23 protein-coding genes, 1 other RNA gene and 1 other annotated feature are annotated in these 23,084 nt (G+C 44.3%); of the genes, 19 read left to right on the top strand and 5 right to left on the bottom strand.

The genetic code is table 11. The annotated features are described in order from the left end of the window. Nucleotides 1-210 precede the first annotated feature (210 nt). Both PGW42_RS05695 and PGW42_RS05690 read left to right on the top strand, forming a co-directional pair. The gene (locus tag PGW42_RS05695) at nt 211-372 is read left to right on the top strand and encodes a hypothetical protein (RefSeq protein WP_008369991.1); all 162 of its coding nucleotides are present in this window, start codon (nt 211-213) and stop codon (nt 370-372) included. Beyond that, a complete protein-coding gene (locus PGW42_RS05690) occupies nt 372-1,043 on the top strand; it encodes an HAD family hydrolase (RefSeq protein WP_117557544.1) in 672 nt (223 codons plus the stop codon). Before PGW42_RS05695 ends, PGW42_RS05690 begins: the two co-directional genes overlap by 1 nt. On the opposite strand, the gene PGW42_RS05685 is transcribed toward PGW42_RS05690, so the two are convergent. Further along, nucleotides 1,003-1,338, bottom strand: coding sequence for a hypothetical protein (locus tag PGW42_RS05685; protein ID WP_022220217.1), 336 nt, complete (start codon nt 1,336-1,338; stop codon nt 1,003-1,005). The two genes, PGW42_RS05690 and PGW42_RS05685, sit on opposite strands and share 41 nt — an antisense overlap. A 17-nt stretch (nt 1,339-1,355) precedes the next feature. After that, entirely contained in the window at nt 1,356-2,048 is a 693-nt protein-coding gene (locus PGW42_RS05680) for an RluA family pseudouridine synthase (protein ID WP_207733896.1), read from the bottom strand. A 118-nt stretch (nt 2,049-2,166) separates the two neighbouring features. Continuing rightward, nucleotides 2,167-2,368 (top strand) — a binding site (T-box leader). Nucleotides 2,369-2,523: 155 nt separating this feature from the next. Between PGW42_RS05680 and proS the strand changes: the two genes are divergently transcribed. From proS to PGW42_RS05615, 13 genes are all read left to right on the top strand, one after another. Beyond that, nucleotides 2,524-3,969 (top strand): proline--tRNA ligase, encoded by a 1,446-nt coding sequence (proS, locus tag PGW42_RS05675; protein ID WP_008370004.1) that lies wholly within the window; start codon nt 2,524-2,526, stop codon nt 3,967-3,969. Nucleotides 3,970-3,981: 12 nt separating this feature from the next. Then, entirely contained in the window at nt 3,982-5,310 is a 1,329-nt protein-coding gene (locus tag PGW42_RS05670; protein WP_270203484.1) for a CCA tRNA nucleotidyltransferase, read from the top strand. Between the two features lie 77 nt (nt 5,311-5,387). Beyond that, entirely contained in the window at nt 5,388-6,383 is a 996-nt protein-coding gene (locus tag PGW42_RS05665) for a CotS family spore coat protein (protein WP_117557538.1), read from the top strand. Between the two features lie 172 nt (nt 6,384-6,555). Beyond that, complete coding sequence (locus tag PGW42_RS05660; RefSeq protein ID WP_117557536.1) at nt 6,556-6,831, top strand: HU family DNA-binding protein; 276 nt, start codon at nt 6,556-6,558, stop codon at nt 6,829-6,831. A 78-nt stretch (nt 6,832-6,909) separates the two neighbouring features. Then, a complete protein-coding gene (locus PGW42_RS05655; protein WP_022220222.1) occupies nt 6,910-7,149 on the top strand; it encodes an RNA-binding S4 domain-containing protein in 240 nt (79 codons plus the stop codon). A 121-nt stretch (nt 7,150-7,270) separates the two neighbouring features. Beyond that, nucleotides 7,271-7,561 carry a sporulation protein YabP gene (gene yabP, locus PGW42_RS05650; RefSeq protein WP_117557534.1) on the top strand — a complete coding sequence of 97 codons (291 nt, stop codon included), beginning with the start codon at nt 7,271-7,273 and terminating at the stop codon, nt 7,559-7,561. 11 nt (nt 7,562-7,572) lie between these two features. After that, nucleotides 7,573-7,917 carry a spore cortex biosynthesis protein YabQ gene (gene yabQ, locus PGW42_RS05645; RefSeq protein WP_118198890.1) on the top strand — a complete coding sequence of 115 codons (345 nt, stop codon included), beginning with the start codon at nt 7,573-7,575 and terminating at the stop codon, nt 7,915-7,917. Nucleotides 7,918-8,001: 84 nt separating this feature from the next. Beyond that, entirely contained in the window at nt 8,002-8,325 is a 324-nt protein-coding gene (locus PGW42_RS05640; protein WP_008370019.1) for an FtsB family cell division protein, read from the top strand. Between the two features lie 72 nt (nt 8,326-8,397). Next, nucleotides 8,398-9,816: a SpoIIE family protein phosphatase gene (locus tag PGW42_RS05635; RefSeq protein ID WP_022220223.1), complete on the top strand. Its 1,419-nt coding sequence runs from the start codon at nt 8,398-8,400 to the stop codon at nt 9,814-9,816. A 19-nt stretch (nt 9,817-9,835) separates the two neighbouring features. Further along, nucleotides 9,836-11,278, top strand: a complete 1,443-nt coding sequence (tilS, locus tag PGW42_RS05630) for a tRNA lysidine(34) synthetase TilS (protein ID WP_117557528.1) — start codon at nt 9,836-9,838, stop codon at nt 11,276-11,278. Continuing rightward, nucleotides 11,229-11,750, top strand: a complete 522-nt coding sequence (gene hpt / locus PGW42_RS05625) for a hypoxanthine phosphoribosyltransferase (RefSeq protein ID WP_117557526.1) — start codon at nt 11,229-11,231, stop codon at nt 11,748-11,750. The genes tilS and hpt overlap by 50 nt, the downstream gene beginning before the upstream one ends. 19 nt (nt 11,751-11,769) lie before the next feature. Next, nucleotides 11,770-13,587 (top strand): ATP-dependent zinc metalloprotease FtsH, encoded by a 1,818-nt coding sequence (gene ftsH / locus PGW42_RS05620; RefSeq protein ID WP_117557524.1) that lies wholly within the window; start codon nt 11,770-11,772, stop codon nt 13,585-13,587. Between the two features lie 10 nt (nt 13,588-13,597). After that, on the top strand, nt 13,598-15,640 hold the full coding sequence (locus PGW42_RS05615; protein ID WP_117557522.1) for a glycoside hydrolase family 13 protein: 2,043 nt from the start codon (nt 13,598-13,600) through the stop codon (nt 15,638-15,640). A 282-nt stretch (nt 15,641-15,922) separates the two neighbouring features. Here PGW42_RS05615 and PGW42_RS05610 read toward each other — a convergent pair whose 3' ends face one another. Both PGW42_RS05610 and PGW42_RS05605 read right to left on the bottom strand, forming a co-directional pair. Beyond that, on the bottom strand, nt 15,923-17,173 hold the full coding sequence (locus tag PGW42_RS05610) for an ammonium transporter (RefSeq protein ID WP_117824094.1): 1,251 nt from the start codon (nt 17,171-17,173) through the stop codon (nt 15,923-15,925). 123 nt (nt 17,174-17,296) lie between these two features. Then, entirely contained in the window at nt 17,297-17,635 is a 339-nt protein-coding gene (locus PGW42_RS05605) for a P-II family nitrogen regulator (RefSeq protein WP_008370035.1), read from the bottom strand. Nucleotides 17,636-17,937: 302 nt separating this feature from the next. Here PGW42_RS05605 and PGW42_RS05600 point away from each other — a divergent pair, with 302 nt between their 5' ends. The 3 genes from PGW42_RS05600 (at nt 17,938) to tadA (ending at nt 20,710) form a co-directional block, all read left to right on the top strand. Continuing rightward, nucleotides 17,938-19,077 (top strand): hypothetical protein, encoded by a 1,140-nt coding sequence (locus PGW42_RS05600; RefSeq protein WP_270203707.1) that lies wholly within the window; start codon nt 17,938-17,940, stop codon nt 19,075-19,077. A gap of 120 nt (nt 19,078-19,197) precedes the next feature. After that, a complete protein-coding gene (locus PGW42_RS05595; protein ID WP_270203708.1) occupies nt 19,198-20,265 on the top strand; it encodes a hypothetical protein in 1,068 nt (355 codons plus the stop codon). Then, nucleotides 20,189-20,710, top strand: coding sequence for a tRNA adenosine(34) deaminase TadA (tadA, locus tag PGW42_RS05590; protein WP_172676465.1), 522 nt, complete (start codon nt 20,189-20,191; stop codon nt 20,708-20,710). Before PGW42_RS05595 ends, tadA begins: the two co-directional genes overlap by 77 nt. Before the next feature lie 82 nt (nt 20,711-20,792). On the opposite strand, the gene ffs is transcribed toward tadA, so the two are convergent. Further along, nucleotides 20,793-21,056: signal recognition particle sRNA large type (gene ffs, locus PGW42_RS05585), an RNA gene on the bottom strand. A gap of 136 nt (nt 21,057-21,192) precedes the next feature. Between ffs and PGW42_RS05580 the strand changes: the two genes are divergently transcribed. Next, nucleotides 21,193-22,953, top strand: coding sequence for a B12-binding domain-containing radical SAM protein (locus PGW42_RS05580; protein ID WP_270203709.1), 1,761 nt, complete (start codon nt 21,193-21,195; stop codon nt 22,951-22,953). Nucleotides 22,954-23,084: the final 131 nt, after the last annotated feature.

Here is a 23,084-nt window from a genome sequence, read left to right as displayed (position 1 = left end):
TATGATTATAACACTTTTTTACATACTGAATTATTATAGCACATTTGCTATATAATGGAAGTAGAAAAATGGAAGTTAGCTAAGAGTTTTTTATAGCGGTGAATGTTAAGATTTGTTTACATTTTCGGATGAACTGTTGAAATTTGCTGACAATATCGGTAAAATAAATTTATAGAAAAACAGTAATTGATAAGAAAAGGGGGATTTACTATGACAGAAGATTTGATCAAAAAATTAAAAGATGTCAAGCAGGCACTGGTCAGCAAAGATATGACCGGCGAAGAGTGGGAAGAACGTGAAGAAATTCTGGAAAAACTGGAAGACGTAACCACGTATTTAAAAGATGCCCTCGGAAAGGGAATTGAATTCTGATGAAGGTAGAAGCACTGGTATTTGATATGGACGGACTGCTCCTTGATTCGGAACGTGTTGTGCAGAGATCCTGGAATTATGCAGGAGAGAAGCTCGGATACGGACGGATCGGGGAGCATATTTATCATACGCTGGGATTCAATGTAGTCCGCAGAGAAGCATATTTTAAAAGTGTATATGGCGAAGATTTTCCGATGGATAAGTTTAATGAGCTGACACGGGAGAAGTATTACGGTATTTGTGACAAAGAAGGGATCGGCGTAAAAGAGGGAGCAAGGGAACTTCTTATCTATGCGAAGGAACACGGATACAAGGTCGGACTTGCGACGTCCTCCAGAGAGATCCACGCAAAGGCATCTCTTGAGAAAGTCGGTTTGTGGAAATATTTTGATGGCGGGGTTTTTGGCGATTCGGTGAAACATGCAAAGCCGGATCCGGAAATTTACCTCAAAGCGTGCGAGGCGATCGGCATCGAGCCGGTACATAGTATTGCGCTTGAAGATGCACCGGCAGGAATCCGCTCGGCTTCGGCTGCGGGTATGATCCCGGTGATGATCCCGGATCTTGCACAGCCGGATGAAGAAGTGAGAGGATTATGCCGGTATGTGTATCCTACACTTCTGGATGTGATTAAGATGCTTGATCGTGAAAATGCCGAAGCTGGTCGGTAAGAGACTGGATATCAGCATCGGAAAGTGCTTCGACAAGAGCGGTCTGGTACTGAAGGATCTTTGCCGGATTGTATGGAATGTCCAGGGCAAATTCACTGTAGGCACGCAGCTTCTGAAAATAAAGGGCTGCGTTTGCCTGTTCTTTTGCCTGGATGCACATTTCATACATGGCATGGCAGTCTGTAACGGCTTCGTCTGTGCATGGCTTGCAGATCCATTTTCCTATATAATAGTAATCAGTCCCGATTCGGTAGACGAATCCGGGATTTTTTTTGAATTCTTCTAATAAGTTCATTTTTTGTATTCTCCATTCTAATCTGCTTTTGTTTCCAACTGTTCCCAGTTACATGGGACTTCAAATTCCATACGTTTTCCGGTGGTCGGATGGCAGAAAGAAAGCCGGAAAGCCCGCAGTGCAATCGGGAAATATCCTCTTTTATTTACAAATTCCGGGTTATATTTGTTGTCACCCCAGAGTGGTGCGCCTACACCTGCCATCTGGACACGGATCTGGTGATGGCGTCCGGTTCCGAGATGGATCTGAACAACGGATAAGCCAGTCACTTCGGAAGTTTCCAGTATTTCATACGAAAGGACAGCTTTTTTGGCACCGGGTGTATTTTTACTGCAGATGCGGGAGGTGTTGGTGCGGCCGTCCTTTACCAGATAATCGGTCAGAGTGCCGGAGTCCGGAAGGGCTCCACATACTACAGCCTGGTAGTATTTTTCAAATTGATCGTTCTGTAACTGCTGGTTCAGATTTTTCGCAGCCGCAGGTGTGCGGGCAAAAACCAGGATGCCGGAAACCGGTTGATCCAGTCTGTGGATCACGGCAAGATAAGGTGGCTTATGTCCGGCATGATGTGAAGAATGGATGAACAGATAATTTTTCAGAATGCTCTCCATGTCCTGTGTACCGATCTTTTTTGTCTGCACGGGAACACCGGCAGGTTTGTGGCAGACCAGAATCTGGTCGTCTTCATATAGAATTTCAGGTGTTTGCAAAATAATTCCTCCCCATATGCGAAAATTTTGTTTCTTTGATTAAAACATAACGGAAAGGGCTTGTCAATTGGGTTGACAAATCCGAAAATCTCAATTAAACTCTATAGTAAATCGAAGAGATTTGACGATGAAGAGGACTAGTATATGATGAAAGTGGCACAGAGAGGCTTCTGGCTGGTGGGAGGAAGCTGCATGGAAATTATAGAACCGACCTTGGAGTTCCGCATGAAAAGTGTGGCGTATGCCTGGCGTTAACGGGTAATGAAGTGAATCGTAATACGATTAATTAGGGTGGTACCGCCGAATTTTCGGTCCCTTGTCAGGGGCATGAAGATTTGGTGTTTTTTATTTTACGGGCAAAGCATGTCTGATCTGAATCCCCTGCATCCGGCAGAGGCTGCAGAGAGCAGCATCTTCTGGTTTTATGATAACCTTATTTATAAAATCAAAAATGAAGAGAAGGAGAACTTTATCAATGGCTAAGGAAAAGAAATTTGTACAGGCGATTACCTCTCGTGATGAAGATTTCGCACAGTGGTATACCGACGTTGTAAGAGAAGCAAAGCTTTGTGATTATTCAAGTGTAAAAGGATGTCTTAATTATCTTCCAAATGGATATGCAATCTGGGAGAAGATCCAGGCAGACCTTGACAAGAGATTTAAAGAGACAGGTGTTGAAAACGTATACCTGCCAATGCTGATCCCGGAGAACCTTCTTCAGAAGGAAAGCGATCATATCGAAGGATTTGCACCGGAAGTTGCATGGGTAACAAAAGGTGGTCTTGAGACTCTTCAGGAGCCAATGTGCATCCGTCCGACATCGGAGACTCTGTTCTGCGACCTGTGGGCAAGAACCGTACAGTCTTACCGTGACCTTCCGAAAGTATGGAATCAGTGGTGTTCGGTACTTCGCTGGGAGAAGACAACCAGACCGTTCCTTCGTTCCAGAGAATTCTTATGGCAGGAAGGACACACCATTCATGCAACTTATGAAGAAGCAGAACAGAGAACACTGACCATGCTTCGTGTATATCAGGAACTGATCCGTGATTCCCTTGCAATCCCGTTCGTATCAGGTCCGAAGACAGAGAGCGAGAAGTTCGCGGGTGCACAGGACACTTACACCGTAGAAGCTCTGATGCATGACGGAAAAGCACTTCAGTCTGCAACCAGCCATTTCTTCGGAAATGCGTTCCCGGATGCATTTGACATCAAATATCTGGATAAGAACAATGAACTTCACAGCGTATATGAGACTTCATGGGGACTGTCTACACGTATCATCGGAGCCCTGATCATGGTTCATGGTGATGACAGCGGACTTGTTCTTCCACCGAGAATCGCACCGGTTCAAACAAGAGTCATTCCGATCGCACAGCACAAAGAAGGCGTTCTTGAAAAAGCAAATGAACTGACAGAGAGACTGAAAAAAGCTGGCTACAGCGTGAAGATCGACGATTCTGAGAAGAGCCCTGGATGGAAATTCAGTGAGCAGGAAATGCTTGGTATCCCGACACGTATCGAGATCGGACCAAAGGATATCGAACAGAACCAGGTTGTCGTTGTGCGTCGTGATACAAGAGAAAAGATCGTTGTTTCTTTAGATGAGATCGAGACAAAACTTGGCGAGATCCTTGAAACAATCCAGAAGGATATGTATGACCGTGCAAAAGCATTCCTTGACAGCCACATTGATTTTGCTGAAACCATGGATGAAATGAATGAAAAATTCAACACCAAACGTGGATTCATCAAAGCAAAATGGTGTGGAAGCGCAGAATGTGAAGATGAGATCAAGGCAGCAACAGGTGGAGCAACCACCCGCTGTATCTGCAAAGAGGATCAGGTAAAAGACGGAGATACCTGTATTTTCTGTGGCAAACAGGCAAAACATGTTGTTTATTTTGGAAAAGCATACTAGGAGCGAATGTATATGAAAATTCAGTTACCTGAAAAGGTGAATCGAATTATAACTACATTACAAAAACATGGCTTTGAGGCATATGCAGTCGGCGGCTGCGTCCGGGATTCTTTTCTCGGACGTGTGCCGGGTGACTGGGATATCACAACATCGGCAGCGCCGGAAGAGACAAAGTCATTATTTGCCAGAACTTTTGACACCGGAATCGAGCATGGAACGATTACGGTGCTTTTAAATGGAGAAGGATTTGAAGTGACGACATACCGGATTGACGGGAAATACGAAGACAACCGGCATCCGAGTAAAGTGCAGTTTACCAGAAGTCTGTCAGAGGATCTGCTGCGCAGGGATTTTACGATCAATGCGATGGCATACAATGAACAGGACGGACTGGTGGATCTGTTTCATGGGATGGAGGATCTGAAAAAAGGTGTGATCCGTTGTGTGGGAAATGCTGAGGCACGTTTTTCGGAGGATGCCCTGCGGATTTTGAGGGCGATCCGTTTTTCGGCGCAGCTTGGATTTGAGATTGAGAAAGAGACCAGACAGGCAATCCGAAAACTTGCACCAAATCTTTCCTATATCAGTGCAGAACGTATTCAGACAGAGCTTGTAAAGCTTCTGGTCTCCGATCATCCGGAAAAGATCCTGGATGCATATGAGCTTGGGATCACAAAGGTGATCCTCCCGGAATTCGATGCAATGATGGAAACAACACAGGAAACTCCGCATCACTGTTATAATGTAGGTGAGCATACGATCCATGCGCTGATGAATATTCCGGCAGATAAAGTGCTGCGTCTTACAATGCTGTTTCACGATACGGGGAAACCGGCACGAAAGACGGTCGATCCGGATGGGACGGCACATTTTAAAGGGCATGCATACGTCAGCGAAGAACTCACAAAGTCGATCATGCATCGCTTGAAATTCGATAATGATACGCTGCGTAAGGTGTCAAAGCTGGTGCTGTATCATGATGACCGGATGCCTGCAACGATGAAGCATGTACGCCGCGCAATGAACCGGATCAGTGCGGAACTGTTCCCGTATTATATGAAGGTACGGATGGCTGATACGTTGGCACAGAGTGATTATCAGCGTGATAAGAAGCTGGAAAATCTGGCTGGTATCGAGAAGTGCTACCAGGAGATTCTGGAGAAAAAGCAATGTGTTTCTTTAAAAGAACTAAAAGTAAACGGTCAGGATCTGATCGCGGCAGGTATTGAAAAAGGACCGAAAATTGGTCAGACACTCCAGACACTTTTACAGGAAGTGATCGGGGAACCGGAGAAAAATACACGGGAATATTTACTTGCCAGAATAAAAGAATTGGAATAATCAAAAATCATGCATGACTTAAGTCTCCCCCTGCATACATTAGAAAGACCGGTAAAACAAAGCGGCAGGGGGAAGCCATGAAAGATTATGGAATCAGTGTATTGACACAATATCAGATGGAAGTATTCGGCACCCACAAAGTAAGGGGTGCTATTTTATGCGATACAGATAAGGGGCTGCTCCTCTTGAAGGAGACGCGCATGGAGGAGAGCCGGATCTGCGCGCTTGCAAAAATATATGAGCAGTTAAATGCGAATGGATTTGAATGGGTAGATACGCCTCTGCTTAATAAAGAGGATGCTTATGTCAGTAAAGCCGAGGATGGAACAGGCTATATCTTAAAGAAATGGTTTCAGGGACGTGAGTGTGATGTCAGACGTGAAAATGAACTGATCGCCGGTGCGGAAAATCTTGCCCGGATCCATCTATGCATGCGTCTGGCTGGGGAAGAAAACGGATTTGCAGGAAGAGAAGAAAATCCGGTGATCAAGGAGTACGCAAGGCATAACAGAGAACTCAGAAAGGTTCGGGAATTTGTCTGCAGAAGAAGTGTGAAAAGCCCGTTTGAGATCGCATTTTTAAAGGGATATGACCAGATGTATTTTTGGGCAGACAGAGTGCTGAAAATACTGGAAAATATGGATCTGGACAGTGTTTTTAAAGAAGCGGAGGCAGAAAATCATATGGTCCACGGAGACTATAATTATCATAATCTTCTGGTCTGTCAGGAAGGCATGGCGGTGACTGGATTTGAACATGCACACCGGGATGTTCAGATGGAAGATCTGTATTATTTCCTGCGCAAATGTATGGAAAAGCATCATTATGATGAACGGCTTGGATATCGGATGATGAGAGCGTATGATTCGGTGAATAATCTTGGGAAAAAAGAACGGGATTACCTTGCAATCCGTCTTGCTTATCCGGAAAAATTCTGGAAGATCACCAATTCGTATTACCACTCAGGAAAGGCATGGATTCCTGCAAAAAATGTCGAAAAACTTTCACTTTCTGTCGCACAGACAGAAGAAAAAAAGCGTTTTTTGCGGAATCTGTTTGCGTTTCAGGTATAGCGTTCGGTTTTCTTAGATTTTAAGGGTTTAGACTTGACAAAGAAGGTAAAAACTTATATAACATATGTAGGGTAAGGGGCGTGTCAGACCGCATGGATACGCAGAATAAACCTAGCAAAAAGACAAAATGCCGGGGTGTTCCGGGAGTATATTTTACAGGAGGACGTAAGTCATGAACAAGACAGAATTAGTAGCTGCAGTTGCAGAACAGGCAGATATTTCAAAGAAAGATGCAGAAAAAGCATTAAAAGCATTTGTTGATGTTGTTACAGAAGAAATGAAAAAAGGTGAAAAAGTTCAGTTAGTAGGATTCGGAACTTTCGAAGTAAGCGAAAGAGCTGCAAGAGAAGGAAGAAATCCACAGACTGGAAAAACTATGAAGATCGAAGCTTGCAAGGCTCCGAAATTCAAAGCAGGAAAAGCTTTAAAAGATGCTGTTAATGCATAATTTGTAAAACATTTTTGAAAAATGGCGCAGTCTGAAAAGGGCTGCGCTTTATTCGTATTACGGGAAGGAAAAATCAAAATGAGACTTGATAAATTTTTAAAGGTGTCCCGCCTGATCAAACGGCGCACCGTTGCAAATGAAGCCTGTGATGCAGGAAGAGTCCTGATCAACGGGGCGGTGGCGAAGGCTTCCACGAAAGTAAAAAAAGGTGATATCATTGAGATCCAGTTTGGAACCAAGACTGTAAAGGCAGAGGTTCTGGATCTGCGCGATACGACTAAAAAAGAAGAGGCGGCAGATTTATTCCGTTATCTTTAAAACTCCGGAACATCAGAAAAGATGTGGTTTGAGATCATTCCGGCAGCGGATCCGAGGCATATTTACCAGATGTTATTCATACAATAACTAGAAAGACAGTATAGGAAAGGTTGGGATTTGTATGGAAGAGAGACAGCTGGTAAAACCTCAGAATCACAGGCTGGTTATCAATAACCGGAAGACAGGTACAGTAACGGGAGTGCTGGACGTTCTTTCTTTTGATTTAAATGAGATCCTGCTTGAGACAGAGCAGGGAATGCTGATGGTAAAAGGTACGGACATGCATGTAAACCGGCTGAATCTTGAAAAAGGGGAGGTCGACCTGGCAGGCAATATTGACAATATTTCTTATTCGGATATCCATTCTGGAGTAAAAGCCGGAGAAAATCTGTTGTCAAAACTGTTTCGGTAGGAGGAGAAAAAATGTCTGGTATCGGAACAGAGATCAGGGTTTTCTGTTATGCAATCCTGACCGGTGTCCTGATCGTGGCAGTCTATCTGTGGATCAGGGTTTTGCGCAGACTGGTTGCTCACAGATTGTGGCTGATCAATCTGGAGGATGCCTGTTACTGGGCGGGAATTTCCGTTTATACTTTTGTGCAGATCTATCATACGAGTGATGGTGTTCTGCGGTGGTATATCGGACTGGGGATTGCGTTCGGATCAATCGGGATGGCGCTGCTTTCAGCTGTCTTTGTAAGAGCTTACAAAAAGATTTCTACACGAATTTGTGAAAAAAGAGTAAAAAGAGTTGATAAATCTGATTAAAAACGGTACACTGTAGAAGACTAAATGGGTTTGGTAGTAAGAAGCTATACAAGATCAACTGATAGCGAAAGGTGAATAGATTAGATGGGAAGCTTAAAGAAGAACCGGAAAAAGCGTCCGGGGAGCGGGCTTCAGAAGCACAAAAGAAGTATTGTTGCGATTACCGCAGTTATTATATTATTATGCGGCATGGTTATTGTACATGGGATGGCGCTCAAAAAGAGCAATGATGCATATAAGGTGCAGGAAGAAGAACTGCAGACACAGATCGATGCGGAAAAAGAACGCTCAGAAGAAATTAATAAACTGAAAAAATATGTAGGAACAGATGAATACATCGAGGAAGTCGCCAGAGAGAAGCTGGGACTTGTAAAGGAGAATGAGATTCTGTTCCGTGCACAGCAGTAACGTAAGAAAAGCTTTGGGAAGAAAATATCCCGAAGCTTTTTTCATTCATAGAAATTTAGAGGGTGGTGGCAAATGGAGGTTAAATACAGAGAGGAGCAAGTGATCACAAGTCCATATGTAACGCAGGCAGATAAAATGGCAGTGTCGCTTCGGCATCTGGCAGACAGGTTTCTGAAAATGGAGCCGAAAAAGCAGTGTTTTACACCCGAAGAAATGACAGAAATGTATGATCGGATTACGGAAAAGGTGTGCAGAGGATGCAGCAGGAAATCGGAGTGTCTGGAGAGAAAGAAGGCAGAACACTGGCAGCTTTTTTATGATCTTTTGTGTACGATTGAAGGATATGGTGCAGAACTGAATAAAGAGATGAAACAGCATCTTCAGAGGGAGTGTATTCAGGCACCACGGTTTTTACGAGAATCACTGGAGACTTTCCAGGAGGCAAAAAGGATTCTGGTGTGGAATAATAAGATGGTACAGAGCCGTGAGGGATGTGCGGCACAGCTGGATTCTTTTGCGGACATGCTCTGCCATGTGACGAGAGATCTGGATGCGAGTATTTTTACGGATCCGCCGCTTGCAAAAAAGGTTGCGCAGCATTTCAAAAAGGCAGGGATCCGGATGCTGAGTTCCGTTTTTTTTGTGGATGAGCATGGCAGATATGAAATTCATGTAACGGTAAAAAGTGAGAAGGGAAACTGTATTCCAACCAGAAAAGCGGCAGAGCTTTTATCAGTATGTACTAAGAGAAGGATGTGCCCGGCTCAGAACGAAAGGCAGGTTCTGGGACAGGAGTATGAAACTATTGTATGTGTGGAAGGACCGGGATATTATGTGCTGCAGGGTGTGGCAAAAATGGGAAAAAACGGACAAAAGATATCTGGTGACAGTTTTCTTATGAAGACACTTCCGGGTGGAAAAGAGGCGGCAATTTTGTCAGACGGAATGGGATCTGGTGAGAGAGCGCTACAGGAAAGCGGGATGCTGGTAGAAATGCTGGAAGAGCTTCTTGGAGCAGGATTTCCTGTGGAAACTGCACTTTCCATGATCAATACGGCTCTTGTTATGGGACGGGAAGAGGTCCGCTTTTCTACGGTTGATATGAGCATTTTTGATCTCTATAATGGAAAATGTGAGTTTGTAAAAGCAGGAGCGGCAGTGACATTTCTGCGGACTAAAGACGGGGTGGAGCATATCCGTTCGGAAAGTCTTCCGCTGGGGGTAATCCAGAGACAGCAAAGTGAAAAGGAAACCAGACAGTTGGAATCCGGAGATGTGGTGGTCATGGTATCGGACGGGATCCTGGATGCGCTTCCGGCAGGAGAGCAGGAGCATTTACTGGATCTGATGATTGGGGGAAGTCCGCTGGAGAATCCGGAGGAACTGGCGAATTATATTCTGGATAAGGTGCTGGAGCTGGCGGCCGGAAAAGCAGGAGATGATATGACAGTCCTTGTGGCGGGAATCTGGAAGATGTGTTACAGTAGATAAAAGACGAGAGGAATTTACCATGTTAAAAAAAGTAGAGAACTATATCAGGCAGTGGAAGATGCTTGAAAAAGGAGATAAAGTTGTCGTTGGCCTTTCCGGAGGGGCAGATTCTGTATGCCTTTTTCTGATACTGGAAGAGCTGCGAAAAAAGATCGGATTTGAGATGCTTGCGGTACATGTGAATCACGGGATCCGTGGGGAAGAGGCAAAAGCTGATGAAGAATTTGTAAAGACACTGTGTGAGAAAAAAGAAATCCCATGCAGGAGTGTATCGGTGGATATTCCGAAAATGGCAGTGGAATACAGGATGTCAGAAGAAGAGGCGGGAAGGACTGCACGAAGGAAAATATTTGAGCAGGCAGCGGAAGAATGGGGAGGAACCAGGATCGCACTGGCACATCATCAGGATGACAATGCAGAGACATTTTTCCTGCATCTTGCCCGCGGCAGCGGACTTCGGGGGCTCGGCGGTATATATCCGGTAAACGGGATGTATATACGGCCGCTTCTTTGCGTGGGAAGAAAAGAGATTGAGGATTATCTGAAGGGACGGGAGATGCCTTACTGCATTGATGCGACAAATATGGAAGATGCATATATGCGAAATCGCATTCGTAACCATGTGATTCCGTATTTTAAAGAAAATATCAATGAAAAAACTGTGGAGCATATGAATCGGTCTATGGATCAGCTAAGGGAGATCTGGGATTATATGGAACGGCAGACGGAAAGTGCATATCAGATCTGTTCTGCCCAAAATGGAGAAAAGATCGGCATCCATGCAGAGGTATATCACAGACAGGAACGGCTAATCCGGAAAATGATTCTCCGGAAAGCATTGGCACTGGTAGCAGGACATGAAAAAGATCTGGAGCAGATTCATATAGAAAAGTTGGAGGGACTGTTTGAAAAACAGGTTGGAAAAAGACTGGATCTTCCTTATGGAGTCTGCGCATGCAGAACCTATGAAGGGATTGAACTGAAGAGGAAAAAGAAGAGTCCGGAATTGGCAGAAGAAGAGAAAAATCTGGATCTACAGCAGGTTTCGGGAAAGATAACTTACGGGAAATGGGAAATTTCCTACCGTATTTTTGGAAAAGAAGAATGCAGATGCCAGATCCCGAAAAAAACGTACACGAAATGGTTTGATTATGGTATAATAAAGCAGAGTGTCGCTGTACGCACCAGAAGGGCTGGCGATTTTATTGTAATTGATGAAAGCGGAGGAAGGCAGAAGCTGAAATCTTATTTTATCAATAAAAAAATACCAGCGGCAGAACGTGCCGGAATTCCTCTGATCGCAGAGGGAAGCGAGATTTTATGGATTGTGGGCTGCCGGCAGAGCAAGGCATACCAGGTGACAGAGCAGACAACGAAAATATTAGAAATTACGATAAATGGAGGTACTTTAAATGGCCGAGAAAGTGAAAATGTTAATTCCGGAAGAAGAAGTAAATGCTAGAATTGAAGAACTTGGAAAAAAGATCAGTGAAGAATATGCGGGAAAGCAGGTTCATCTGATCTGTGTTTTAAAGGGTGGAGTGTTCTTTATGTGTGAGCTGGCAAAAAGGATTACAGTGCCGGTAACAATGGACTTTATGAGCGTCAGCAGCTATGGTGACGGAACTCAGTCCAGTGGAATCGTTAAGATTGCAAAAGATCTGGATGAGTCTCTGGAGGGGAAAGATGTAATTGTTGTTGAGGATATCGTAGATTCAGGACGTACTCTTTATTATCTGCTTGACATCCTTCGGAAGAGAGGACCGAAGAGCATGAAGCTTTGCACACTTCTTGACAAACCGGATCGTCGTGTGCGCGACGTACATGTAGATTATGTCGGATTTAATATTCCGGATGAATTTGTGGTAGGATTCGGTCTGGACTATGCACAAAAATATAGAAACTTACCGTACATCGGAATTGTAGAGATGTAACAGGTGGAAGGAGCAGGTTTTGAATAATAATAAGACAAGAGGAATCAGTGGTCTTTCGATTCTGCTCTGTGTTCTGGTGCTGGCAGGTGTGTACTGGTTTATGAGCCAGTCGGGTGTGCAGCAGACAGCATACACGTATCAGGATTTTCAGAAAGATCTGAAAAAAGAGAAGGTAGAAAGTGTAGAGATCAAGCAGAACAAAGTCGCACCGACCGGGACATTGAAGATCCGGTTGAAGAATGATGACATCGAACAGCTTCATGTATCCGATGTCAACAGTGCAGAGGATCTGCTTGAATCTTATGACATTTCCTACAGTGTGGACAACGTCCCGCAGGATAGCTGGATGTCAACAACACTGGTTCCGATCATATTGATGGCAGGCATCATGGTATTTGTTGTGATGATGATGAATCGTCAGGGCGGATCGAATGCAAAAGCGATGAATTTCGGAAAGAGCAGGGCAAAGATGAGCACGCAGGAAGAAAACCATGTGACGTTTGCACAGGTTGCCGGACTGCAGGAAGAAAAGGAAGAGCTTGCAGAGATCGTGGATTTCCTCAAGAGTCCTGGAAAATATACGCAGGTAGGAGCCAGAATCCCGAAAGGTGTTCTTCTTGAAGGACCTCCGGGAACAGGTAAGACACTTCTTGCAAGAGCAATTGCGGGAGAAGCAGGTGTCCCGTTCTTTACTATTTCAGGTTCTGATTTTGTGGAGATGTTTGTCGGTGTCGGAGCATCTCGTGTAAGAGATCTTTTCGAGGATGCCAAGAAAAATGCACCTTGTATTATTTTTATCGATGAGATCGATGCCGTGGCAAGACGTCGTGGAACCGGTATGGGCGGCGGACATGATGAGAGAGAACAGACGCTGAACCAGCTCCTCGTAGAGATGGATGGTTTTGGCGCGAACGAAGGAATCATTGTGCTTGCAGCAACCAACCGTGTCGATATTCTTGATCCGGCGATCTTAAGACCGGGACGTTTTGACCGTAAAGTCATGGTTGGCAGACCGGATGTAAAGGGACGTCTGGAAATCCTTCAGGTTCATGCCAAGGGCAAACCGCTCGGGGATGATGTGGATCTGGAACAGGTTGCAAGAACAACGGCAGGATTTACCGGAGCTGATCTGGAAAATCTTCTGAATGAGGCTGCGATCCTTGCGGCGAAGGATGGAAGAGTGTATCTGCAGCAGGAGGATATCCGCAGAGCATTTGTAAAAGTCGGAATCGGTGCAGAGAAGAAGAGCCGTGTGATTTCGGATAAAGAGAAGAAGATCACTGCATTCCATGAAGCAGGACATGCCATTTTATTCCATGTACTTCCGGATGTAGGACCGGTGTACAGCGTGTCGATCATTCCTACCGGTGTAGGGGCAGCCGGATATACGATGCCGCTTCCTGAAAAGGATGAGATGTTCAATACCAAAGGAAAGATGTTGCAGGATATTACCGTATCACTAGGTGGACGTGTGGCAGAAGAGCTGATCTTTGATGATATTACAACCGGGGCATCCCAGGATATCAAGCAGGCAACAGCATACGCCAAATCCATGGTAACGAAGTTCGGTATGTCGGAAGCACTTGGTCTTGTAAGCTATGGAGATGATAATGATGAAGTATTTATCGGAAGAGATTTTGGTCATACCTCCAGAGGTTATGGTGAACAGGTTGCCACAACGATCGACAGTGAAGTGAAGCGGATCATTGACGAATGTTATGACCGTGCAAAGACCATTATTAAAGAGCATGAAGCTGTTCTTTATAAATGTGCAGATCTGCTTCTTGAAAAAGAGAAGATTACAAGAGAAGAATTTGAAGCATTATTTGAAGAATAGAGGCTAGATTATGAAAAAAGAAGCATTGTTTTGTGATGGAACAGAGGCGTATGTGAGTCCGCCGGAACCGGAGGCAGGAGATGAACTTCAGTTGTGGTTCCGTACAGCAGCTCACGACGTAGACGAAGTCTATCTGGAAAACCGCGAACTATGCATTCCAATGAACAAAGTAATCTCAAATAAGGCATTTGACTTTTATGAAGTGAAATACAAATTAGAAGATAAACCATTCCGGTATCATTTTAAGATCAGATCAGGAAATGAGATCTGCTACTATAACAAATGGGGAGCAGAGAGCAAACTTGTGGATTATTATGATTTTAAAATCGTGCCGGGCTTTACGGCACCGGATTGGGCAAAAGGAGCGGTCATGTATCAGATTTATACAGACCGCTTCTGTAACGGCGACCCGGATAATGATGTACAGACGGGAGAGTACTTTTATATTGGAGAGCAGGTTCATCATGTAGATGACTGGTACCGGGATCCGCAGCCGATGGATGTACGGGAATTTTACGGAGGAGATATCCAGGGGATCATTGATAAACTGGATTACCTGCATGGACTTGGAGTAGAAGTTGTCTATTGTAATCCACTATTTGTATCACCATCTAATCATAAATATGACACACAGGATTACGATTATATTGATCCGCATGTCGGTAAAATTGAAGTCGATGAAGGAAGGCTTCTGGATCCGGGAGAAAATAACAATATCCATGCGGACCGTTACCGGACAAGAACTACCAGAAAAGAGAATCTGGAAGCAAGTAACCGGCTGTTCATCAAGCTGGTAGAAGAACTCCATAAGAGGGGAATGCGAATCATCATTGACGGCGTCTTCAACCATTGTGGTTCTTTCAATAAATGGCTGGACAGAGAGCTGATCTACGAGAGCGCCGATGGTTATGAAGTAGGTGCTTTTGTGTCACCGAAGAGTCCGTACCGGAATTATTTTCTATTCCATCGTACCGGGGAGAATGAATGGCCGGGAAATGGAAGCTATGACGGCTGGTGGGGACACGATACGCTGCCAAAGCTGAATTATGAAGATTCAAAAGAGCTGGAAGAGTATGTTCTTGGTATCGCAAAGAAATGGGTTTCACCGCCGTATAATGTAGACGGATGGAGACTGGATGTTGCAGCAGACCTTGGAAGAAGCAATGAGTACAATCATGAATTCTGGAAGAAATTTCGTAAGGCAGTAAAAGAAGCAAATCCACACGCACTGATCCTTGCCGAGCACTATGGAGATCCGAGTGACTGGCTACAGGGCGATGAATGGGACAGCGTTATGAATTACGATGCATTTATGGAGCCGGTCACCTGGTTCCTGACCGGGATGGAGAAGCACAGTGATGAATATCGCGGCGATCTTCTCGGAAATGCAGACAATTTTGTGAATGCTATGAAACATCATATGGCAAATATGATGACACCGTCACTTCAGACGGCGATGAACCAGTTGTCAAACCATGACCATTCCCGTTTTCTGACGCGTACCAACCACAAGGTTGGCCGTGTGGGACAGCTTGGGTCGCGTGCGGCAGAAGAAGGGGTAAGCCTTGCAGTTATGCGGGAAGCGATCATCATGCAGATGACCTGGCCGGGAGCACCGACCCTTTATTATGGAGACGAAGCAGGACTTTGTGGTTTCACGGATCCGGATAACCGGAGAACTTATCCGTGGGGAAGAGAAAAACGGGATCTGATCAATTTCTACCGTGAGATGATCCAAATCCACAGAAAGTCGCTGGCTCTCAGAAAGGGGTCAATCAAGATGCTGAAAGCAGAACCGGATCTTCTGGCCTATGGAAGATTCTGGGGGAATGAGCAGATCGTGGTTATTATCAATAATTCCGATCATCTGAAGGAAGTAAGGGTTCCGGTATGGCAGGCAGAAGTTGCCGAAGGACATAATATGGCGCGAGTGATGTATTCTTATGAAGATGGGTATATTGGAGAATTCGAAGAGTATATCGTGAAAGAGGGAAATATTTCACTGATGATGGGTAAGAAATCGGCGATCGTGCTGAAGAATAAGAAGTGGTAGAATGATATAAGTAGTACAAGCCATCCGCCGGGCGAACCTCGGAAAGTCTGGCAACTTTCCTCAGTCGCGTAGCCGCTCATTAAAATAAAAAGATACAGCCACTGAAATGGAAGGATTTCAGTGGCTGTAGAATGATAAAGGTAGTACAGGACGTCCGCCGGGCGAACCTCGGAAAGTCTGATGACTTTCCTCAGTCGCGTAGCCGCTCATTAAAATAAAAAGATACAGCCACTGAAATGCAAGCATCCCAGAGGCTGTATCTTTTTATTTTACTTCGCCCGGCTATAAACGGAAGTTAAAGTCTGCATATGCTGAGCAGCCGTGTTCGTGGATATCGAGACCGTCGAGTTCTTCTCCTTTGGTGACGCGGAGACCTACGGTTTTATCGATGATGGTGAATACGATGATTGCCATTACGAGGACGTAGGCTACGGTTGAAAGGACACCGATCACCTGGGTTTTGAGGGTGTATTCCGGGGAGAAGACTCCGACGAGGATACTGCCTGTGAAACCGCATACGCCGTGGACACTGATCGCACCTACCGGGTCATCAATCTTGGCTACTTTGTCGAAGAATTCTACGGAGAATACGACGAGGATACCAGCGATCAGTCCGATGATGATTGCAGAGTAGTTGCTGACGGTGTCGCATCCGGCGGTGATTGCTACGAGTCCGGCGAGGGAACCGTTGAATGTCATGGATACATCTGGTTTTCCATAGCGGATCCAGGTTACAACAAGGGTTGCAAGTGTTGCGGAAGCAGCGGCAAGATTGGTTGTCATTGCGATATCACCGAGGTTTGTGGAAGCTGCTGTGGTAGAGCCGCAGTTGAAACCGAACCAGCAGAACCAGAGAATAAATACGCCAAGAGCTGCAATGGAAAGGTTGTGTCCGGGAATCGCACGGGCATTCCCTTCTTTATCATATTTTCCAATACGAGGTCCGAGGATTTTGGCACCAACAAGTGCACAGATACCGCCGACCATATGGACTGCTGTGGAACCTGCAAAATCGTGGAATCCCATCTGAGCGAGCCATCCACCGCCCCAGATCCAGTGGCCGGTTACCGGGTAAATAAAAATACTGATTGCTGCACTATATAATAAGTAAGCAAGGAATTTTGTACGTTCTGCCATAGAACCGGATACGATAGTAGCGGATGTGGCGCAGAATACTGTATGGAAAATAAGGAAGACTCCGATTGGCAGTCCGTTGAAAAGTCCGTCGGCATCGGCAAGTGTTGTAGGATTGAAGAACCCTTTTATACCGATGATACCATTCCAGTCGGTTCCGTGCATGATCGCAAATCCGAAGATGAAAAAGAACAAACTTCCAAGTACAAAGTCCATCATATTTTTCATCAGTATATTTCCAGTATTTTTTGCTCTGGTAAATCCGGCTTCACACATTGCAAATCCAGCCTGCATAAAGTAAACAAGAGTTGCACCGACAATTGTCCAGACAACATTAAGCAGTAGTTCAGTGGCGGCGGTTGCATCCATTCCGCCCGCAATTAAATCAGATAATCCCATATTTAACATCCTCCATTTCAAATAAAAAGGATAGCTACAATGAATGATCTACAGGCAGTTCATTTGTAGTTATCCTCTTTGATAACGATATTCAACACTATTCTAATTCACATATATTTTTAGCTAAAGAGCAGCAGAGCCACGTTCGCCGGTACGGATTCTTACAGCATCCTGTACTTCGTAAACAAAAATTTTACCATCGCCGTACGCACCGGTTTTGATCTCTTCGACAATTTTCCGGATTAGAGGTTCTGCAACTTCCGGTTCAACAACAGTTTCTACTTTGATCTTAGGAAGAAGATTTACGCTGTATTCAGCACCGCGATAAAATTGTTTGTGTCCTTTCTGATTACCATATCCCATAATGTTACTGATCATAATACCGCTGACATTGGAAGCATCCAGGATTGCTTTCAGAGCCTCCAGTTTTTCCGGCTGGATAATGATTTCTAGTTTTTTCATAACTGATTCCCTCCTTCTCGATTTAAAAGAAAGAACAAAAAAGGCGTTCCCCGGATAATAGGGAACGCCATCGTTCTTGATACGCTTTATTATAGCGACTGATTTTGATTTGTCAAATTATTTTTTGAAAAAATACAAAAAATTCGCGCATTTATTAGGTGTTGACGGATAAAATGTCATTTGCTAGAATAAAAGATAAGTGAAAAAGATTCCTTTATCAAGAAAGTTTTAAGTTAACAAAGCAATAAGTCTGTATTTAGAAAGAAGATATATTTATACGGGGAGAAAAGGAGGAAAAATACATGATTAATCTCACATTCGGGGAGCAGGTAAAAATTGTCTTAAGCAGAAAAGATATGACAATTAAAGAGCTTGCAGAAGAAATCGAAGCAAGAACCGGGAAAAAGATGTCCCGTCAAAATCTGACACAGCGGCTTGGCAGAGATAATTTTCAGGAGCAGGATATGCGTATGATTGCAGATATTCTTGGATGCCCGTTCCAGCTCAGCATTCTGGGTAATGCGGATTCGGAAAAGGAAGCTTTGGATGAAGAAGAGATGCCGACGGGAAGAGAACTTGAGAAGCTTACCGCGAAAAAAGAAAGAAAGGCAGCAAGAGAAGAAGCAAAAAAGAATGTAGAACGTGATATTACAGTTGGAGAGATTGTAGATATACTTGAAGAGACCACAGCAGAACCGGAGGAAGAAGCTGTACAGATGGAACTGGATCTTGATGCAGAAGAACATGCTGCCAAGGAGACGGAAAGCATTGCGGATTCAGATACTTTGGAAGAGGATATTCTGACTGAAGAAGAAACAGAGCCGTACACAGAACCGGCAGAAGATGATGTGGAAGTATCTGCAGAAGACGCAGAACGGATTGAAGAAGAATTACAGGAGCCCGAACAGGAAATAGAAGCGGAAGCGGTTGAAGAAGCCGGGGGTGAGGAGATTCCGGAGGAAACTTCTGAAGCTGCTTACCAGGAAGAGGCAGAACCGCAGGAGGAAGCGTACCAGGAACAGCCGGCTTATTATGAAGAGAATCAGCCGGAAACCTATCAGGAAGAGGAAACTCCTGCAGTAGAAGATGCGGAAACTGAAAATGTTCATGAGGAGAAAAAATCACCATTTTCAAAACTTACAAAGCTGATCACTCCGAAAAAGGAAAAGAAATCTTCCGGATGGCCGCAAGATTTCCAGCCGATCAAGCGTCGGGAGGATATTGATGAAGATCTGGTAAATGGAGATGTGAACCCATATACCGGACATGAGTATCGGACAAACAGTGTGCGTATGCATCCACACAGAATCGGTTATGTACAGGTATATGACCGAAAAGATCACAAGTGGACAGACATGACAGAGTGGGCGTTCCTTGGGGTGGAAGAGCGAAAGAAAGCTACGATGGGAAAAGACTACGAGCCACCGATTTATCTGGATTAATCAATGAGTTATTTGTCAGAGCGGAAGATTCCGCTCTGATTTTTTAAAAATGGTAATTTTTACCGGAAAGTCAGAATAGTTTAGAACAGGCAGTTAGAAGGAAGGTGCAGGTGCTAGATTATGAAAAGCTTTATCCGGTATTTATATGAATATCAGAATGGAAAAAGGACAAGAAATACAGGTTTTGTAAAGGTTCTTGAGCAGGAAGAGGCGACCGTGGTCCAGATTTATGGGAGAGGATTTCCCGTAGCGGGAGGTCGTACACTGGAAATTTATCTGTTTTATGAAGAGGATGGACAGTGCATAGGGATCTTAATGGGAGAGATCAGAGGGGCGCAGGCAGCATTTGGTTATAAGCTGAGCTATACGACAGACGATGTGGGAGGAGATGGACAGTTTGGCAGGATTGGTGGAATGATCCTTCGGGCTGGAAACGGAGCGGATGCAGGATATTATGGAGCAGTCTGGAATGAGGCGAGACCGGTAGATGTTAGCAGGATGATTACGGAAGAAGAATGGAAGCTAAACAAATCGGGGAAAAATAAAAAAATTGCAAATGGCGGAGACGTGCTAAGCAATGAAAAATACGAGAAGCCAGGAAATGAGAAAATACTTGAGGAGAAAACAAGCCAGAGAAAATCTGAGAATATAGAAGAACAGGATACCTCAGAACAATCTAAAAACACAGATGCAGTTAGGAAATCGAAAAGCAACCCAAATGTGCCGGAAGAAAGAAACTCTCAGAACGCAAATTCAGATTTACCACCAAAAACCACAAAGGATATCATCTATAAAATCACCCGTCAGGAGATTGCCGGACTTCCGCGAAAGGAATGGAAGCTTGCGAATAATCATTTTCTTCTCCATGGATATTATAATTACCATCATCTGGTATCATTTGAAAAAGAAGGGAAATGCTGGATTGGGGTTCCGGGACTTTATTTTCCTGGTGAGCAGCGGGCGGCAGGAGCATTTGGATTCAGTCAGTTCATGAAGCCATCTGATGGTGAACTGGATCTGGAAGAATATGAGATTGAAGATGAGGAACATTTCGGTTACTGGTGCAGACCGGTAGGGGCAGTGATTCGAAAAGAAGTAAAGGAGAAGGAAGATGCGGCAGATATTGACCGAAGACGAAAAATACATGAAGGAAGCGATCCGTCAGGCGAAAAAAGCATGGAAGATTGAGGAAGTACCGATTGGTTGTGTGATCGTATATCAGGGGAAAATTATCGGACGAGGATACAACAGGCGGACAACGGATAAGAATCCCCTTGCACATGCAGAAATTTCTGCAATCAAAAAGGCAAGTAAGGTAATGGGTGACTGGCGGCTGGAAGAATGCACCTTATATGTAACGCTGGAACCATGTCAGATGTGTTCCGGAGCCATTGTACAGGCAAGGATTCCACGAGTGGTTGTTGGATGTATGAATCCGAAAGCCGGATGCGCCGGTTCCATCCTGAATCTTCTACAGGTGGAAGCGTTTAATCATCAGGCAGAGCTTACGACAGGAGTTCTGGAAGAAGAATGCTCACAGATGATGAAGAGCTTTTTCAAGGAACTGCGCAAGAAGCAGAAGATGAAAAAGAAAGAACAGGAATCAGCAAATATGCCGGAAGAAAATCCTTAATCGAAGAACCTGTCAAAGGCAGGCTTTTTTGTATGAAAAAAGCTACGGAAGCAAAATCCGTAGCTTTTGTAATTTCTTTTTTCTGTGCGCTGTGCGTCGAACTAAAGCCTACCAAACGTTACTCTGGCTGTAAACTCAACCCAGGCTACCTTACGGCACCCGAGAGGTTCTGCTTAGTGCTGCTTCGTTCCCGACCTGACACGGTTCACAGAGTCCCGCCGCGTAAGACCCAAATCTCAACGCCACAAACCAGAGGCAGCTTTGACAAGTAAAGCCCTCGGCACAGCATCACCCCCACTATAGCGGATTGTAGGTACAGGGTACCGCTAGCACCCCGGCTGCACAGAACATTATTTTACCGTGTTTTTGTAAAAATGTCAATGTATCTGAGGAGATTTTATTTTATCATTTTGGTTTACGCCAATCTGAAAATGGAGTATGATACTAAAGATAAAACTTTTTGGAAACGGAAAGGAAACGATATGAAAGTACTTTTAGGTGCAGTCAATGCGAAATATATACATTCCAATCTGGCAGTCTACTGTCTGAAAGCATATGCGGAAAAGTATGGTGATACATCAGATGAGATCAGTATTGGAGAATATACGATCAATCAGCAGCTCGATGAGATTCTGCGGGATATCTACAAAAGGAATCCGGACATGCTCTGTCTGTCCTGCTATATCTGGAATCTTACTTATGTTGAAGAGATCTGCAGGGAGATCAAGAAAGTGATGCCGCAGATCATCATCTGGATAGGCGGACCGGAGGTATCTTATGATGGAGTAAAGGTGCTGGAGCGTCTGCCAGAAGTGGATGGCGTCATGAAAGGAGAAGGGGAGCAGACTTTCTGCGATCTTTTACACTTTTATCAGAACAAGACGGCGGACGGACTTCAGAATATGAAAGGAATCGTTTACCGTGAACAGACCGGACAGATTGTGGAAAATGAATGGCGCAAGACCATGGATCTGAGTAAGGTTCCGTTTGTATATGAGAATATGGGGCTTTTTGAACATAAGATTATTTATTATGAGACAAGCCGTGGATGTCCATTTTCGTGCAGTTATTGTCTTTCTTCTATAGATAAGTGTCTGCGGTTCCGTGATCTGGAACTGGTAAAAAAAGAACTGCAATTTTTTATCGATCATAAAGTACCTCAGGTTAAATTTGTAGACCGTACATTTAACTGCAAACATGATCACGCCATGACAGTCTGGCGTTATATCAAAGAGCATGATAACGGCATTACCAATTTCCATTTTGAGGTTGCGGCAGACCTTTTGAATGAAGAAGAAATGGAATTGATAAAAACCATGCGGCCAGGGCTGATCCAGCTGGAAATCGGTGTGCAGTCTACCAACCTGGATACGATACGTGAGATTCACCGGACAATGAAATTTGAACAGGTTGCAGAAGTGGTAAGGAGAATCAATTCTTATGGTAATGTACATCAGCACCTGGATCTGATCGCAGGATTGCCGTATGAAGATTATGAAAGCTTTGGAAAATCCTTTGATGATGTTTATGCACTGGAACCGGAGCAGCTGCAGCTTGGTTTTCTGAAAGTACTGAAGGGTTCTTATATGGAAGAGAAGAAAGACGATTACGGACTGGTTTATAAAGGAATGCCACCGTATGAAGTTTTGTATACAAAGTGGCTTCCATATGAGGATACCCTGCGCCTGAAAGGGATCGAGGAAATGGTGGAGACCTACTATAACAGCAGGCAGTTCTGTTACACGCTTCCTTATCTGATCCGACACTTTAAAAGACCATTTACGCTTTTTGAAAAGCTGGCAGAGTATTATGAAGAAAATGGGCTGGATACTTTAAGTCATGCACGCACGGCAAGATATGAGATCCTGTATGATTTTGCAAGATTTTATGATGCAGAAAGATGTGAGGCGTATAAGCAGCTTCTGACACTGGACTTTTATCTGAGGGAGAATGCAAAGAGCCGTCCGTTATTTGCAGGCGATGAGCGGATTTCCAAAGAAGAGTTCCGCCTGTTCTATGACCGTGAGGATGAAGAGAGGCGTTATCTGGAAAATTATGAAAATATGGAGAAGCGGCAGCTTAGAAAAATGACGCACATTGAGAGGTTTTCTTATGATGTTCTGGGGGATATGAAAGAGGAAGAATGTGTGCTTCTGTTTGACTACCAGAACCGGAACCCACTGGATCATCAGGCAAAGGTATTTTGTGTTACAGAAGAAATCCGGGAATTATGCAAACAGTAACAGCTGACAGTAGTAATGGATATCTTGAAAAAAGAAATGAAAGAGTATAGAATGAAAACAAATGTGTGATTTGAGGTGAAAAAAAGTGTTTAATCCAAAACAGACACGGAAGATAGCGGCAGTGATTATTC

The sequence above is a fragment of the Coprococcus sp. TM115-187 genome (assembly GCF_027679115.1).
Lineage (GTDB): Bacteria > Bacillota > Clostridia > Lachnospirales > Lachnospiraceae > Allocoprococcus > Allocoprococcus comes.
The sequence above is the reverse complement of the archived record's forward strand: the minus strand, read 5'-3'. Positions and strand labels throughout refer to the sequence as shown.

Excerpts from the sequence above, each read along its gene's own strand:
- PGW42_RS05670 (WP_270203484.1), top strand. The coding sequence starts at position 3,982 with ATGAAAATTCAGTTACCTGAAAAGGTGAATCGAATTATAACTACATTA.
- PGW42_RS05610 (WP_117824094.1), bottom strand. The coding sequence starts at position 17,173 with ATGGGATTATCTGATTTAATTGCGGGCGGAATGGATGCAACCGCCGCC.
- PGW42_RS05605 (WP_008370035.1), bottom strand. The coding sequence starts at position 17,635 with ATGAAAAAACTAGAAATCATTATCCAGCCGGAAAAACTGGAGGCTCTG.
- PGW42_RS05635 (WP_022220223.1), top strand. The coding sequence starts at position 8,398 with ATGGAGGTTAAATACAGAGAGGAGCAAGTGATCACAAGTCCATATGTA.
- PGW42_RS05580 (WP_270203709.1), top strand. The coding sequence starts at position 21,193 with ATGAAAGTACTTTTAGGTGCAGTCAATGCGAAATATATACATTCCAAT.
- tilS (WP_117557528.1), top strand. The coding sequence starts at position 9,836 with ATGTTAAAAAAAGTAGAGAACTATATCAGGCAGTGGAAGATGCTTGAA.
- PGW42_RS05655 (WP_022220222.1), top strand. The coding sequence starts at position 6,910 with ATGAGACTTGATAAATTTTTAAAGGTGTCCCGCCTGATCAAACGGCGC.
- PGW42_RS05640 (WP_008370019.1), top strand. The coding sequence starts at position 8,002 with ATGGGAAGCTTAAAGAAGAACCGGAAAAAGCGTCCGGGGAGCGGGCTT.
- PGW42_RS05615 (WP_117557522.1), top strand. The coding sequence starts at position 13,598 with ATGAAAAAAGAAGCATTGTTTTGTGATGGAACAGAGGCGTATGTGAGT.
- PGW42_RS05695 (WP_008369991.1), top strand. The coding sequence starts at position 211 with ATGACAGAAGATTTGATCAAAAAATTAAAAGATGTCAAGCAGGCACTG.
- PGW42_RS05685 (WP_022220217.1), bottom strand. The coding sequence starts at position 1,338 with ATGAACTTATTAGAAGAATTCAAAAAAAATCCCGGATTCGTCTACCGA.
- PGW42_RS05600 (WP_270203707.1), top strand. The coding sequence starts at position 17,938 with ATGATTAATCTCACATTCGGGGAGCAGGTAAAAATTGTCTTAAGCAGA.
- yabP (WP_117557534.1), top strand. The coding sequence starts at position 7,271 with ATGGAAGAGAGACAGCTGGTAAAACCTCAGAATCACAGGCTGGTTATC.
- hpt (WP_117557526.1), top strand. The coding sequence starts at position 11,229 with ATGGCCGAGAAAGTGAAAATGTTAATTCCGGAAGAAGAAGTAAATGCT.
- PGW42_RS05665 (WP_117557538.1), top strand. The coding sequence starts at position 5,388 with ATGAAAGATTATGGAATCAGTGTATTGACACAATATCAGATGGAAGTA.
- PGW42_RS05690 (WP_117557544.1), top strand. The coding sequence starts at position 372 with ATGAAGGTAGAAGCACTGGTATTTGATATGGACGGACTGCTCCTTGAT.
- proS (WP_008370004.1), top strand. The coding sequence starts at position 2,524 with ATGGCTAAGGAAAAGAAATTTGTACAGGCGATTACCTCTCGTGATGAA.
- PGW42_RS05595 (WP_270203708.1), top strand. The coding sequence starts at position 19,198 with ATGAAAAGCTTTATCCGGTATTTATATGAATATCAGAATGGAAAAAGG.
- yabQ (WP_118198890.1), top strand. The coding sequence starts at position 7,573 with ATGTCTGGTATCGGAACAGAGATCAGGGTTTTCTGTTATGCAATCCTG.
- tadA (WP_172676465.1), top strand. The coding sequence starts at position 20,189 with ATGCGGCAGATATTGACCGAAGACGAAAAATACATGAAGGAAGCGATC.
- PGW42_RS05660 (WP_117557536.1), top strand. The coding sequence starts at position 6,556 with ATGAACAAGACAGAATTAGTAGCTGCAGTTGCAGAACAGGCAGATATT.